The 12,636-nt window shown below is 48.7% G+C and carries 14 protein-coding genes; 5 read left to right on the top strand and 9 right to left on the bottom strand.

Annotation, left to right across the window (positions count from 1 at the left end; genetic code table 11):
* Positions 1 to 47: 47 nt before the first annotated feature.
* The 5 genes from FDW98_RS22295 to rfaQ all read right to left on the bottom strand — a co-directional run bounded on the left by FDW98_RS22295 (position 48) and on the right by rfaQ (position 5,570).
* A complete protein-coding gene (locus tag FDW98_RS22295; protein ID WP_096759084.1) occupies positions 48 to 1,085 on the bottom strand; it encodes a glycosyltransferase family 9 protein in 1,038 nt (345 codons plus the stop codon).
* The gene (locus tag FDW98_RS22290) at positions 1,082 to 2,467 is read right to left on the bottom strand and encodes an O-antigen ligase family protein (protein WP_096759083.1); all 1,386 of its coding nucleotides are present in this window, start codon (positions 2,465 to 2,467) and stop codon (positions 1,082 to 1,084) included. The genes FDW98_RS22295 and FDW98_RS22290 overlap by 4 nt, the downstream gene beginning before the upstream one ends.
* 121 nt (positions 2,468 to 2,588) lie before the next feature.
* Entirely contained in the window at positions 2,589 to 3,389 is an 801-nt protein-coding gene (gene rfaP / locus FDW98_RS22285) for a lipopolysaccharide core heptose(I) kinase RfaP (protein WP_096759082.1), read from the bottom strand.
* Positions 3,382 to 4,506, bottom strand: coding sequence for a glycosyltransferase family 4 protein (locus tag FDW98_RS22280; RefSeq protein WP_096759081.1), 1,125 nt, complete (start codon positions 4,504 to 4,506; stop codon positions 3,382 to 3,384). Before FDW98_RS22280 ends, rfaP begins: the two co-directional genes overlap by 8 nt.
* Entirely contained in the window at positions 4,503 to 5,570 is a 1,068-nt protein-coding gene (gene rfaQ, locus FDW98_RS22275; RefSeq protein WP_096759080.1) for a lipopolysaccharide core heptosyltransferase RfaQ, read from the bottom strand. Before rfaQ ends, FDW98_RS22280 begins: the two co-directional genes overlap by 4 nt.
* 405 nt (positions 5,571 to 5,975) lie before the next feature.
* Here rfaQ and waaA point away from each other — a divergent pair, with 405 nt between their 5' ends.
* Together waaA and coaD are read left to right on the top strand one after the other, a co-directional pair.
* On the top strand, positions 5,976 to 7,253 hold the full coding sequence (gene waaA, locus FDW98_RS22270) for a lipid IV(A) 3-deoxy-D-manno-octulosonic acid transferase (RefSeq protein WP_096759079.1): 1,278 nt from the start codon (positions 5,976 to 5,978) through the stop codon (positions 7,251 to 7,253).
* A gap of 8 nt (positions 7,254 to 7,261) precedes the next feature.
* Positions 7,262 to 7,741 carry a pantetheine-phosphate adenylyltransferase gene (coaD, locus tag FDW98_RS22265; protein WP_096759078.1) on the top strand — a complete coding sequence of 160 codons (480 nt, stop codon included), beginning with the start codon at positions 7,262 to 7,264 and terminating at the stop codon, positions 7,739 to 7,741.
* Positions 7,742 to 7,755: 14 nt separating this feature from the next.
* Here the strand turns inward: coaD and mutM are convergent, their stop codons facing one another.
* The 4 genes from mutM to radC all read right to left on the bottom strand — a co-directional run bounded on the left by mutM (position 7,756) and on the right by radC (position 10,029).
* Complete coding sequence (gene mutM, locus FDW98_RS22260) at positions 7,756 to 8,565, bottom strand: bifunctional DNA-formamidopyrimidine glycosylase/DNA-(apurinic or apyrimidinic site) lyase (protein WP_096759077.1); 810 nt, start codon at positions 8,563 to 8,565, stop codon at positions 7,756 to 7,758.
* A 98-nt stretch (positions 8,566 to 8,663) separates the two neighbouring features.
* Complete coding sequence (rpmG, locus tag FDW98_RS22255; protein WP_003024094.1) at positions 8,664 to 8,831, bottom strand: 50S ribosomal protein L33; 168 nt, start codon at positions 8,829 to 8,831, stop codon at positions 8,664 to 8,666.
* Between the two features lie 20 nt (positions 8,832 to 8,851).
* Positions 8,852 to 9,088 (bottom strand): 50S ribosomal protein L28, encoded by a 237-nt coding sequence (rpmB, locus tag FDW98_RS22250; protein WP_003024071.1) that lies wholly within the window; start codon positions 9,086 to 9,088, stop codon positions 8,852 to 8,854.
* 275 nt (positions 9,089 to 9,363) lie between these two features.
* Positions 9,364 to 10,029: a DNA repair protein RadC gene (gene radC, locus FDW98_RS22245; protein ID WP_096759076.1), complete on the bottom strand. Its 666-nt coding sequence runs from the start codon at positions 10,027 to 10,029 to the stop codon at positions 9,364 to 9,366.
* 169 nt (positions 10,030 to 10,198) lie between these two features.
* Between radC and coaBC the strand changes: the two genes are divergently transcribed.
* The 3 genes from coaBC (at position 10,199) to slmA (ending at position 12,568) form a co-directional block, all read left to right on the top strand.
* Positions 10,199 to 11,419, top strand: coding sequence for a bifunctional phosphopantothenoylcysteine decarboxylase/phosphopantothenate--cysteine ligase CoaBC (gene coaBC, locus FDW98_RS22240; protein WP_096759497.1), 1,221 nt, complete (start codon positions 10,199 to 10,201; stop codon positions 11,417 to 11,419).
* Positions 11,397 to 11,855 carry a dUTP diphosphatase gene (gene dut, locus FDW98_RS22235; protein ID WP_003827259.1) on the top strand — a complete coding sequence of 153 codons (459 nt, stop codon included), beginning with the start codon at positions 11,397 to 11,399 and terminating at the stop codon, positions 11,853 to 11,855. The genes coaBC and dut overlap by 23 nt, the downstream gene beginning before the upstream one ends.
* 116 nt (positions 11,856 to 11,971) lie before the next feature.
* Complete coding sequence (gene slmA, locus FDW98_RS22230; protein WP_096759074.1) at positions 11,972 to 12,568, top strand: nucleoid occlusion factor SlmA; 597 nt, start codon at positions 11,972 to 11,974, stop codon at positions 12,566 to 12,568.
* Positions 12,569 to 12,636: the final 68 nt, after the last annotated feature.

The raw sequence follows: 12,636 nt of genomic DNA, 5'->3' as shown, positions 1-12,636 counted from the left end.
GCCAGATAGAGATCAATATATCAACTTACCTATAGCAATAAGTAAGCTTATGCTTCATCCATTGACGTATTTTTACGCACCTGCTCCTGCAGGCTTATAAACCGCTTGAATACATCATCGACGCTAATATTGCGAGCATCATAATCTTTTCCTTGCAGCATTTCGTACGGCACACCCCATGGAGTCCATAGCCATGCAGCCTTGTTGCCGAACAGCGCCACCACTGGTTTGTGCACCCCAGCAGCAATATGCAAGGCACCGCCGTCACTGGTCACAATCTGATCGCATAATGACATACCGGCCATCAGCTCACGAACGCTGTTCGTTCTTACTGGAATAATCGGCAGATCGGCACACTGCGCGCTGATAAAATCAGCCTTATCGTCATCACCAGGATGTAATTTATTATCTGATTTCCCTGGAGACCAGAATAACAGGATATGGCACGCCTGTATGCCCGCAAGTTTATGCGCAAGCTCAACAAACTTTTCTTTCTGCCATTGCTGTTCTTCTCTGCGGGAGCTTATCTGCAACCCATAAACAGGCAAATTATCCTGGGGAAATTCTATCTTTGCTTTTATGTCAGCCAGTTCTTGTGGTGTGACATACAGCTCCAGCGGGCCGGGTTTAGAAGTACAGCCTAGCGGTCCCGTTAACCTATCCAGTAAATTGACCAGATGAATCTGCTCCTGAGTTTCAGGAATAGCATCGGTGATAATGTCAGGACAGTCATTACCAATAGCAATAATTCTTTTGGCGCCCGCTAATTTTGCCCATTGTAAAGGACGCTTATCCCAATGCTCTTTGGCAATAATCGCAACATCATATTTAGCACGACGCAGATCAATAATCGTCTTCAGTCGCTGAAACAACACCTTAAGGCTAGATGTACCTTTAGAACGGTGGTGCAGCTTGCTGTATAAGAAAACCTTACCAACATGAGGATTATTCTCGATAATCGATTGATTATAGGTGTTAACTAACAAATCAACTTTACAATTCATGTCTTTTGCAATAGTCGAGATCAGCGGCGTTGTCAGTATCAAGTCGCCAATATTGTCTCTACGGATAATTAAAACTTTCATTTTTTAGCCCGTGATATTTTATTACTCGTAAAGATCAGCCCTAGCATTAAACCTGATAACGCAAGGTTTTGCTCAAGGTAGTGATCGCGCATCATGTTATCTACACCGCTACGGAACAAGAAACTCACCGTGAAAAGAGACAAGTACAAACCCGGAATAATTAAATCTCGAGAGAATGCACGCCAGCCAATAAGGATCATCAACATGACAAATGCCAGCCAGTTGATAAGCCCAAGGACACCGTTCTGAAGCGTGACATCAATCAACCCGTAATGGCTGTTAGATTGCTGAATAATAGGGTCGTGATATTTTTCCTGCAGCAGCACTAAGAATGCATCTTTTCGCGGACCCGCACCAAACGGATATTCAGCGATCAGTTCGGTTCCCTGACGGAAGAACGACGCCCGGCAGCTATTCGAATCATCCATTATGCGACCAGTGCTGTCCTGCATCAACGGACCATCAAAACCGTTATAGCAACGACTGTGCATACCCAGATCCCAGCCAGCGACCATATCCATGCTTAGGCTTTTCCAGCGGGAGTCCTGATGCCATGAAGTGTAGCCTACAATGCCTACTACCATCGCAATAACCAGCGTGGCCAGGCAAAGCTTCGGCAAGTTCTTCCGGCTAATCGCTTTTAAGGCAATAAATACGCAGATAGAAATCGTACTGCCAATCAGACCAATAGTGCCCCAGCGGGTCTTCGCTAATGCTGAACAGATGAAGCACAGCAAAATAAAGGCAGCCATCAGTTTGTTGCTGAAGATGAGATACTTACGGCCCAGGAACAGTCGACAGGCAATTTCTGCCAGTAAAATTCCCGTAACCATGTTTATCTGGAAGCTCATCTCGGTGCGAGATGGCACGATCCACGTTTCCCCCCAGAGTATCGTGCCTGTCTTGATATAAAAATAGATATTCTGCAGCAGGTGAATAAATATCACCCCTAGCAAACACAGAACAACTAAAGACAATATCTTATTGGCCTTTATATTTTTAAAATGATACTTACAGATTGGATACAAAAAGAGTCCAACAAAGAATAATAGCCCCGCACGCAGGTATTGTCCCTGCCAGCTACGGAGCATTTTCCCCACATCAGCTGCAACGAATAACCCATTGACCAATGTGAATCCCAGGAAAAAAATAATTAAAGCGATGGCATATTTAGCCAGCCGGCTAAGCTCAATGGGCATATACTTTTTACGGACACAAAAGTATAGCGTTAATGCCGCACTTAAGTATATGAAGAGATTTCTATTGGTTGGCAAAATTGAGTTCTGGATAGGCCAGACAAAACATAAAACACAAAAAGAAAATAACAAAAAATAAGCTAAAATGCCTTTAGATGGATATTTTGCCTGTGTGCTTGAATTCATATAAACCCTATTACAACAAAATCTAGAAGATATTTACAAATTAAATATGCGGGAAGAGACATAGTGTCGTTTCATGTCATGAAATACAAACTTCACTTACAATCATTCTTTGTAGTTAACGCTACAATGATTTGCGGATTGTTCTTTCGCGAATAAGTTTGGCCTTTCCTTCAACCTGTTCAATGAACGTACTTTCGTTCTTAACAACGTCCTTCAGGCTACAATTAAAATATATCTTCAAAAATCGGTAGTAATCACGGTTCGTTAATCCAATATTATCAGATGAGAAAAAAAGCCCGGTAAGATCTTTATTACGCCAGCGTAAAGGAACTTTATTTCTAATTTGTGCTCGATGCAGGTCGATCACCGAAATTTTCAGTTCATCTTCATTTCTATCATCAAATGGAAGATGAAGTAAGAAATGACAAATATAACAATCTCGATGGTTAACACCGCCAAGATGCATCGTACGAACCATATTGGCTACACGTTGAATCAGCATTCTTTTTACGTGTGGCAGCGGGGGGTCAACACGCCAGTTCGCACAATAATCTTCCAGGCTAATAGTTGGCGTTAAATCTTCGGTAATGATAAAGGAGGTTTTCTTTACCGGGTTCCAACCTGTTTCGCCAAATGCAACGCCATGCATCGTATCAACACCCAAAGAGGCTAAACGGTGTATAGCATTCCACTCACGGTCGGCGCCCAGTACCGGCATGCGCAGTGACAGTAGGTTTTTAATAACTTCTTTATAAGTGGTACCTCGGTGCCACTTCAAAAAATAGCTCTTATCAGCAACGCTAAAACGAAGTGTGCGACGGGTTTCTAGTTCCCGGAAGACCTCACCCTGAAGCTTTCTAACCTCGATGAATGGGTCTTTTCCCTTCCACAATGTGGCAAAGGGTTCATTTAACTCAACCATGCAATTCACCTGTAATAATATCCGCAACATGTTCTGGCAAACTATAAAGATCCTGCGTATCCGCATAATGCCGCGCATTTCGCGCCCACTCTTCACGAAGAGAACTATCCGTCAGAACCTTATGCAAATTGCCATCAAGCGCATGTTGCTCAAAAGGTTCACACAATACAGCACCGCATCCTGCCGCCGCTACGTGAGGCGCGTATCCGCAGACCTCCGTCACGAGCACAGGCAAACCCGCCGCGATAGCTTCAACCAGTACAATTCCCGCAGCTTCCTGCTTCGCCGGATGTAATAACACGTCCGCGGCCGCCATCAGATGAGCAACATCATCACGCCCAGCAAAGAAATGGACGTTCTCTTTCACACCCATTCTTTCTGCCTGCGCAGCGAATGCGCGCGGTTTATCCTGACCAACAACAAAGAGCTGGGTTTGACGACGGATAGCCTCAGGCAGTGCGGCAACAGCAGTAATTGAGCGGCCGACCCCTTTACGTGAAAAATCAGAACCAACCTGCAGCAATAAGAACTGCTCCGGGGTGATGCCGTTGGCTTCACGATAGCGTTCACGGCTACCGGGGGCCTGGCTACTGTATTTTCTATCGGGATAGATGCCGGGCGGAAGGAGCTGAAAGCGATCGTCTTCCGTATGGTAATATTTCTTAAAATCAAAAATTTGATTTGTCGTTAACATCAGCAGCTTTGTCTTCGCTCCTGGTTTAAACACCGCTTGCTCAAAGGCTGCGTAGTGACTGTATCGTGCCGTTAAGCGATACAAGAATCCCTTTTCTTTCGCTACCTTCGCCGCATAACACACATCCGCTGCGTAGTAATAATCCAGCCCCGGCATTTTGTTAAAGCCCAGGACGCGGTCTGCCGGGTGCTGAGTTAAATGCTGCTGAACCCACATCTGGTACTGTTTATCTCGTCCATGGTTAGAATGTGCGGTAACCGGGACATCAACGCACTCAAATTCCGTCGGGCGCTCCCCTTGCCAGGCTCGTGTATAGACCCGGACATGATGCCCGCGCGCCGCAATCGTTTTAGCGATACGCATAAAGTCACGCTGTAACCCACCATAAGGGAAATATTTGTACAGACAGAGGGCAACAATCATTGTGCATTTACCTCGACTTCTGGTGCTGCGCCATTGAGCACTCGCCAGGCGGCGTTAATAACATCCGCCGCAGGGATCACTGACGGATATTTATAACTGCGGTCCAGCCGATCTCTTGGCGGTACCGGCTGATAGTTGCCAGCCCATAGCAGCGTGACATTTTCCGCCCATGGTCGCCACGCGATATGATCCGTCGCGCCAAACAAACAAATGATAGGGGTCTTCACCGCAGCGGAAATATGCATAGGAGCGGAGTCAACACCGATAAACAATGCCGCATGATCAATGAGAGCCGCCAATTCAGGAAACGTCGTTTTACCCGCAAGCGCGGTGACGGGAGATAATTTGCATCCCTCAGCAATATCATGGATACATTCCTGGTCTTCCTTCCCTGGTCCAGAGGTCAGCACAACCGGATAACCCTGTTCCTGTAAGGCATCAATAACCTCACAAAATTTCTCGTTATCCCAGCATTTAAAAATCTGACGTGCGGTTGGCTGAATAACCACATAGCGCTCACCCACGTTGAGCTGTTTTAGCTGTTCATGGATATTTTTCCAATGGGAAGGAGCGTAGTGCATGGACAGTTCGTGATTGATCGTGTTAAGCCCAAGCGGATTCAGAATCGACAGGTTACGCTCGACGATATGATTGCCAGTAATTGGCACAAGATGTGTAAAGCTCTTCTGCCAGAAAGGTTTCTGACGGTGCGGGAAATCAGGGGAAAGTTTTGTGCCAGCGGTCAAAAAACGGACCAATAATGCAACCAGCCACTGATCGGTCAAGTTGATCACTAAATCATATTGGTTTTGGCGTAATTTTTTTATTAATAAAATGAAGTTAGCGATTTTCTTTTTTGTTGTGGCGTTTTTCTTACTGATTCCATATAGCGCATTAATTTCCGGATTCTCAGATAAAATCGGCTTTGTATCTTCGTAAAGGAGCACATCGATTTTAGCATCGGGATAGTTACGTTTTAATGTACTGATGACGGGGGTTGTCAACAGCATATCGCCATGAAAACGCATCTTAATGACCAGGATATTTCTGAATAACTTTTCCACAAGCAGCTCTTTTGTTGAGAGTGTCCGATACCGTTAAGCAAAAAAAGCACGCTACCGCCCCAAGCTCAACAGTTGCCTGATTACTGATATCGCACTTAAATTTTGCGCGCTAGTGTACCACTTCTTTAGTGGCAATCCGATACGAATAAAAGTTAAGCACATTTTCTTTTCGTCTTTCCAATCAATTCATTAGCGTAGATTGATGCCAACTTCAGAACCAATTTGTTATCTTCTCTAGCCCCTGACTTTAATTTCAAAGAGTTACACCAGAATGCAACATAATGGTCTCTCACACGTCAGATTGACCACTTTAGCGTCTAATTGGTCCCTGAATGGCAAAAGTAATAGCAAAGCACCGGGTAAATACATAGAATCCACAGCACATCCATTAGCCAGCTAACGCCCATGCTTGAGTTGCTTTACACCACATTGCTCTACCTTATTCAGCCCTTGATCTGGATACGGCTTTGGGTGCGCGGTCGTAAGGCTCCGGCCTACCGTAAACGCTGGGGTGAACGCTACGGATTTTATCGTCGTCCGCTAAAGCCAGGCGGCATCATGCTGCATTCTGTGTCCGTGGGCGAAACGCTGGCGGCGATCCCATTAGTCCGCGCCCTGCGACATCGTTATCCGGACCTGTCGATCACGGTTACCACCATGACACCAACTGGCTCAGAGCGCGTCCAGTCTGCATTTGGTACTGACGTTCAACACGTCTATTTACCTTACGATTTACCCGATGCACTCAACCGTTTCCTGAACAAAGTTGACCCCAAACTGGTGTTAATCATGGAAACCGAGTTGTGGCCGAATCTGATCGCGGCACTCCACAAACGTCATATTCCTCTGGTCATTGCTAACGCCCGACTTTCCGCCCGCTCGGCCGCAGGCTACGCGAAACTGGGTAAATTTGTTGGCCGATTACTACGTCGTATTACGCTGATTGCCGCACAAAATGAAGAAGATGGTGCACGCTTTATTACGCTTGGCGCAAAGAGCAATCAAGTGACCGTCACCGGCAGTCTGAAATTTGATATTTCCGTCACACCGCAGTTGGCCGCTAAAGCGATCACGTTACGTCGCCAGTGGGCACCACATCGCCCCGTATGGATTGCTACCAGCACGCACGATGGTGAAGAAAGCATTATCGTCGCCGCGCACCAGGCATTATTAAATCAGTTCCCGAATCTGTTACTGATTCTGGTTCCACGACATCCGGAACGTTTTCCGGATGCCATTAACCTCGTACGCCAGGCTGGGCTAAGCTATACCACACGGTCCTCGGGAGAAGTCCCGTCTTCAGGTACTCAGGTGGTTATTGGCGATACGATGGGCGAACTGATGCTGCTGTACGGCATTGCCGACCTGGCGTTCGTCGGCGGCTCACTGGTTGAACGTGGGGGTCATAACCCATTAGAAGCTGCAGCGCATGCGATTCCCGTACTGATGGGACCACATACCTTTAATTTTAAAGATATTTGCGCCCGACTTGAGCAGGCAAGTGGATTGATCACCGTCACCGATACCACCACGTTGGTGAAAGAGATCTCGTCGTTGCTGACCGATGCAGATTATCGTAATTTCTATGGTCGTCATGCAGTTGAAGTTCTGTATCAAAACCAGGGCGCGCTACAGCGTCTGCTGCAGCTGCTGGAACCTTACCTGCCACCCAAAACGCACTGAGGGTTGTCATGCAAAAACGGGCAATTTATCCAGGAACCTTCGATCCCATTACTAACGGCCATATCGATATCGTGACGCGTGCAACAAGCATGTTCGATCACGTGATTCTGGCGATTGCCGCAAGTCCCAGTAAAAAACCGATGTTTACTCTGGAAGAGCGTGTTGAGCTGGCACAGCAGGCAACGGCGCATCTCGACAATGTCGAAGTACTGGGGTTTAGCGACTTAATGGCAAACTTCGCCCGCGATAAACAAGCAAATGTTCTGATTCGTGGGCTGCGTGCCGTGGCAGATTTTGAGTATGAAATGCAACTGGCGCACATGAATCGCCACCTGATGCCGCAGCTGGAAAGCGTCTTTTTGATGCCTTCCAAAGAATGGTCATTTATCTCATCATCGCTGGTTAAAGAAGTCGCCCGCCATCAGGGGGACGTGACCCACTTTTTACCGGCGAACGTGCACCAGGCGTTAATGGCCAAGCTGAAGTAAAGGCGTTATCGACGCTATTTCTGACAGCGACGGCAGTAGTATGTCGTTCGCTGTGCATGTTTTGTCGCAACGATCGGCGCGCCGCATGCACGGCAAGGCTCACCTTCTCGCCCATAGACTTGCAACTCCTGGGCAAAATAGCCCGGCTTGCCGTCACTTTGCAGAAAATCCTTCAGCGTCGTTCCCCCTTGCTCGATAGAGCGTAGCAAAACCGCCTTGATAACGCGCACCAACAGCTCACACTCAGATACCGACAGCGACGATGCCAGGCGGTCAGGATGGATACCAGCCGCAAACAGCGACTCGCTGGCATAGATGTTGCCAACCCCCACCACTAACTTGTTGTCCATCAGCCAGGGTTTAATCGCCGTTTTCTTCTTCGCGCATTTCTGCTGGAGGTAACTGGCGTTGAAATCATCGCTCAGCGGCTCCGGGCCAAGATGCGCGAGAACATTGTGTCCCGCCAGTTCTTTGGTCCATAGCCACGCCCCAAACCGCCGGGGATCGGTATAGCGCAGGACTTTGCCATTGCTCATCACCAAATCCACATGGTCGTGTTTTTCTGCCGGGCGTTCTTCAGGAAGAATACGTAAACTGCCTGACATGCCCAGATGAATGATAATCCAGCCATCCGCTAGCTCTAAAAGCAGATACTTCGCACGACGTTGTACGCTAAGCACAGGCTTATCACTAAGACGATAGATTTCTTCTGATACCGGCCAACGCAGACGACCATTACGCACAATGGCGTGCAGAATCGTTGCCCCAACGAGATGCGGCTCAATACCACGGCGACTGGTTTCGACTTCAGGTAATTCAGGCATAGCATCTCCGGCGGTGTATCAGGTCTCATTAATATGGGGACGGCCAGAAAACAAAAAACCCCGCCGAGGCAGGGTTTTTCTTTACATCAAAGCGAAAATTATTTGATTTTCGCTTCTTTGTATAAAACGTGCTGACGGACAACTGGATCGAATTTTTTCAGTTCCAGTTTTTCCGGCTTAGTACGCTTGTTCTTCGTGGTGGTGTAGAAGTGACCAGTACCAGCAGAAGAAACCAGCTTGATTTTCTCACGAATACCTTTAGCCATGATTTATTTCCTCTTAGTACTTAGTACTTTTCGCCACGGGCACGCAGTTCAGACAGAACTGTTTCGATGCCTTTCTTATCAATAACACGCATACCTTTAGCAGATACACGCAGGGTGACAAAACGCTTCTCGCTCTCAACCCAAAAACGGTGAGAGTGCAGGTTAGGCAGGAAACGGCGTTTAGTCGCGTTCAGTGCGTGGGAACGGTTGTTACCGGTCACCGGACGCTTGCCAGTAACTTGGCAGACTCGGGACATGTCTATTCTCCAAAAATCAAATTAGCTCGAGCTTCGTATGGGGTATTGGCGCCTCGTCAGGCTTCTCAGCCCGGTTATCGCAGTTCAATACACTCAATCTTTCATACTGCATCAACGTTGGATACCGAATGAATGATTTCGTATATTTGCGAACTCTCGATTGCCAGGCCCAAATGCCAAACCCGAGATTCTCAAAGGTGGCGTAGTATACGCTGAGTCAGCGATGTGCTCAAGTCCCGAACAGACAAAGATCCCGATGGATCGCGTAAAGTGCGTTAAATCCAACCGCGTTCCGCAAAAGAAACGTACTCTCCGCGCCCAATTACTAGATGATCAAGCACCCGGACATCCATGAACTGACAGCATTTCACAACACGCTCGGTGATAAGTTTATCTGCTTTACTCGGCTCTGCACACCCCGAAGGGTGATTATGCGCAAGGATCAGCGCCGACGCATTCATTTTTATCGCCTCACGGACAATTTCTCGCGGATGTACCTCGACATGGCTGAGCGTGCCAGAAAAAAGTGTGCTGTGTTTAATCACACGATGCTGAGCATCAAGAAAGATCACCAGAAAGATCTCTCGTTCCTCTTGCGAGAACTGGCTTTGCAGAAACTCACGCGCCATTTCGGGACTCAGTAGCGAACGTTCTTCCATCACGCGCACGTTGTAGTAACGCTTTGCCAATTCGGCGATACCTTTTAGCTGGGCATACTTCGCCACGCCAATACCCTGAACCTGGCTGAAATCCATGTAATCGGCCGATAACAGACCATACAGAGAACCAAAATTTTGCAGTATCTCTTTTGCCAGCGTCAGGACATCTTTCCCTCGCGAACCGGTACGTAAAAAAAGTGCCAATAGCTCAACATCCGTCAGCGAATCTACCCCCAGCGCCATCATTTTTTCCCGGGGCATCGAACATTCCATCTCTTCCATGCTTCTCCTCCCTTAGCCCGCGAATGGTTACATAACACCCGCCATGAAGCGACGTCCTGTTTTCACTTCTTCGTGACGCCTCGCAAAGTGCTTCCCGGCAAAAGCACGTCGCATTGAGGATTGTGATAAAATATCCGCCTTCTGGTGAAATCCAACAGGAAAGATCATGATGAGCCTGGCCGGTAAAAAAATCGTAATTGGTGTCAGTGGCGGTATTGCTGCATACAAAACCCCCGAGCTGGTACGCCGTTTACGGGAACGTGGCGCAGACGTCCGCGTGGCAATGACCGAGGCGGCAAAAGCGTTTATTACGCCCCTGAGCTTACAGGCGGTTTCGGGCTACCCCGTTTCCGACAGCTTGCTTGACCCCGCAGCAGAAGCTGCGATGGGTCATATTGAACTCGGGAAATGGGCCGATTTAGTTATCCTGGCCCCCGCCACGGCTGATTTGATTGCGCGCGTTGCCGCTGGCATGGCCAACGATCTGGTGTCAACGATCTGCCTGGCAACGCCTGCGCCTGTTGCCGTCTTACCGGCCATGAACCAGCAGATGTACCGCGCCGCCGCAACACAGCACAATCTCGGCGTTCTCGCGTCACGTGGCTTGCTCATCTGGGGACCCGACAGCGGCAGCCAGGCCTGTGGCGATGTTGGCCCTGGCCGTATGCTGGATCCGTTAACCATTGTGGATATGGCGGCGGAACATTTTTCACCTGTCAATTCTCTGCAACATCTCAACATCATGATTACGGCTGGCCCAACACGCGAGCCGCTTGATCCGGTGCGCTACATTTCTAACCACAGTTCCGGAAAGATGGGTTTCTCCATCGCCGCTGCGGCAGCAAAGCGCGGCGCTAATGTCACGCTGGTGTCAGGTCCCGTGTCATTAGCCACGCCGCCTTTGGTGCAGCGTATTGATGTCGTTACGGCGCTCGAAATGGAAGCTGCCGTGCAATCAGCCGTACAGCAACAGCATATTTTTATCGGCTGTGCCGCCGTCGCTGATTATCGCGCAGAAACCGTAGCCCATGAAAAAATCAAAAAGCAGGCGACGCAGGGTGATGAATTCACAGTAAAAATGGTCAAAAACCCGGATATTATCGCCGGGGTTGCAGCACTCAATGCTAATCGTCCTTTTGTCGTTGGGTTTGCCGCCGAAACAAATAATGTGGAAGAATATGCCCGGCAAAAACGTATCCGCAAAAACCTTGATGTGATTTGTGCAAACGATGTTTCACTATCTACTCAAGGATTTAACAGCGACAGCAACGCATTACACCTTTTCTGGCAGGATGGAGATAAAGTCTTACCGCTTGAGCGTAAAGAACTCCTGGGCCAATTATTACTCGACGAGATCGTGACCCGTTATGATGAAAAAAATCGACGTTAAGATTCTGGACCCACGCGTAGGGCAACAATTTCCGCTCCCGACGTACGCCACCTCAGGCTCTGCCGGACTTGACCTGCGCGCCTGTCTTGATGACGCCGTAGAACTGGCTCCGGGCGCGACGACGCTGGTGCCAACCGGGTTAGCCATTCATATCGCCGACCCTTCGCTGGCGGCGGTAATGCTTCCACGCTCCGGGTTGGGCCATAAGCACGGTATCGTACTCGGCAACCTGGTCGGTTTGATTGACTCCGATTATCAGGGCCAACTGATGGTATCTGTCTGGAACCGTGGCCAGGACAGCTTCACTATCGAGCCGGGTGAGCGTATTGCACAGATGGTCTTTGTGCCGGTCGTGCAGGCTGAATTTAATCTGGTGGAAGAATTTGAAGCCACCGATCGTGGCGAAGGCGGCTTCGGCCATTCCGGGCGCAAGTAACCCGTAGAGAAGTATCCCACAGCGTAATAACGCAATAACATACCGCAAACAGTTGTTTGCGGTCGCTGTGTGGATGCCTGCCTGGCAAGTGCTTATTTTCAGGGGTATTTTGTAACATGGTAGAAAAGCAAACTGCGAAAAGGAATCGTCGCGAAGAAATACTTCAGTCTCTGGCGCTGATGCTGGAATCCAGCGATGGAAGCCAACGCATTACGACAGCAAAACTGGCAGCCTCTGTTGGCGTTTCCGAAGCGGCATTGTATCGCCATTTTCCCAGCAAGACCCGCATGTTCGATAGCCTGATTGAGTTTATCGAAGATAGTCTGATTACCCGTATCAACCTGATTTTGAAAGATGAAAAAGACACCGGCGCACGCCTGCGTCTGATCGTGTTGCTGATTTTAGGGTTCGGTGAACGTAACCCCGGCCTGACGCGTATTCTGACCGGTCACGCACTGATGTTTGAGCAAGATCGTCTGCAGGGCCGCATTAATCAGTTGTTTGAACGCATCGAGGCCCAGCTGCGCCAGGTTCTGCGAGAAAAACGGATGCGTGAAGGTGAAGGTTACGCCATGGATGAAACGCTACTGGCCAGCCAGTTACTGGCTTTCTGTGAAGGTATGCTGTCTCGTTTTGTGCGCAGCGAATTTAAATACCGTCCAACGGACGATTTTGACATCCGCTGGCCGCTGATAGTCGCACAATTGCAGTAATCGCTGATTGCCCGGTGGCGCTACTACGCTTACCGGGTCTACAGAAAGTGCGTAGCCGGATAAGCGTA

Origin of the sequence: Citrobacter sp. wls711, from assembly GCF_005281055.1 — a bacterium.
GTDB lineage: Bacteria > Pseudomonadota > Gammaproteobacteria > Enterobacterales > Enterobacteriaceae > Citrobacter > Citrobacter gillenii.
Note: the sequence above shows the minus strand (reverse complement) of the source record. Positions and strands in the feature narration are given on the sequence as shown.

What these genes read in the sequence shown, in the direction of transcription:
- coaBC (WP_096759497.1), top strand. Translation starts at nt 10,199, where the DNA reads ATGAGCCTGGCCGGTAAAAAAATCGTAATTGGTGTCAGTGGCGGTATT.
- rpmG (WP_003024094.1), bottom strand. Translation starts at nt 8,831, where the DNA reads ATGGCTAAAGGTATTCGTGAGAAAATCAAGCTGGTTTCTTCTGCTGGT.
- slmA (WP_096759074.1), top strand. Translation starts at nt 11,972, where the DNA reads ATGGTAGAAAAGCAAACTGCGAAAAGGAATCGTCGCGAAGAAATACTT.
- FDW98_RS22280 (WP_096759081.1), bottom strand. Translation starts at nt 4,506, where the DNA reads ATGATTGTTGCCCTCTGTCTGTACAAATATTTCCCTTATGGTGGGTTA.
- rpmB (WP_003024071.1), bottom strand. Translation starts at nt 9,088, where the DNA reads ATGTCCCGAGTCTGCCAAGTTACTGGCAAGCGTCCGGTGACCGGTAAC.
- dut (WP_003827259.1), top strand. Translation starts at nt 11,397, where the DNA reads ATGATGAAAAAAATCGACGTTAAGATTCTGGACCCACGCGTAGGGCAA.
- coaD (WP_096759078.1), top strand. Translation starts at nt 7,262, where the DNA reads ATGCAAAAACGGGCAATTTATCCAGGAACCTTCGATCCCATTACTAAC.
- FDW98_RS22290 (WP_096759083.1), bottom strand. Translation starts at nt 2,467, where the DNA reads ATGAATTCAAGCACACAGGCAAAATATCCATCTAAAGGCATTTTAGCT.
- mutM (WP_096759077.1), bottom strand. Translation starts at nt 8,565, where the DNA reads ATGCCTGAATTACCTGAAGTCGAAACCAGTCGCCGTGGTATTGAGCCG.
- waaA (WP_096759079.1), top strand. Translation starts at nt 5,976, where the DNA reads ATGCTTGAGTTGCTTTACACCACATTGCTCTACCTTATTCAGCCCTTG.
- FDW98_RS22295 (WP_096759084.1), bottom strand. Translation starts at nt 1,085, where the DNA reads ATGAAAGTTTTAATTATCCGTAGAGACAATATTGGCGACTTGATACTG.
- rfaP (WP_096759082.1), bottom strand. Translation starts at nt 3,389, where the DNA reads ATGGTTGAGTTAAATGAACCCTTTGCCACATTGTGGAAGGGAAAAGAC.
- radC (WP_096759076.1), bottom strand. Translation starts at nt 10,029, where the DNA reads ATGGAAGAGATGGAATGTTCGATGCCCCGGGAAAAAATGATGGCGCTG.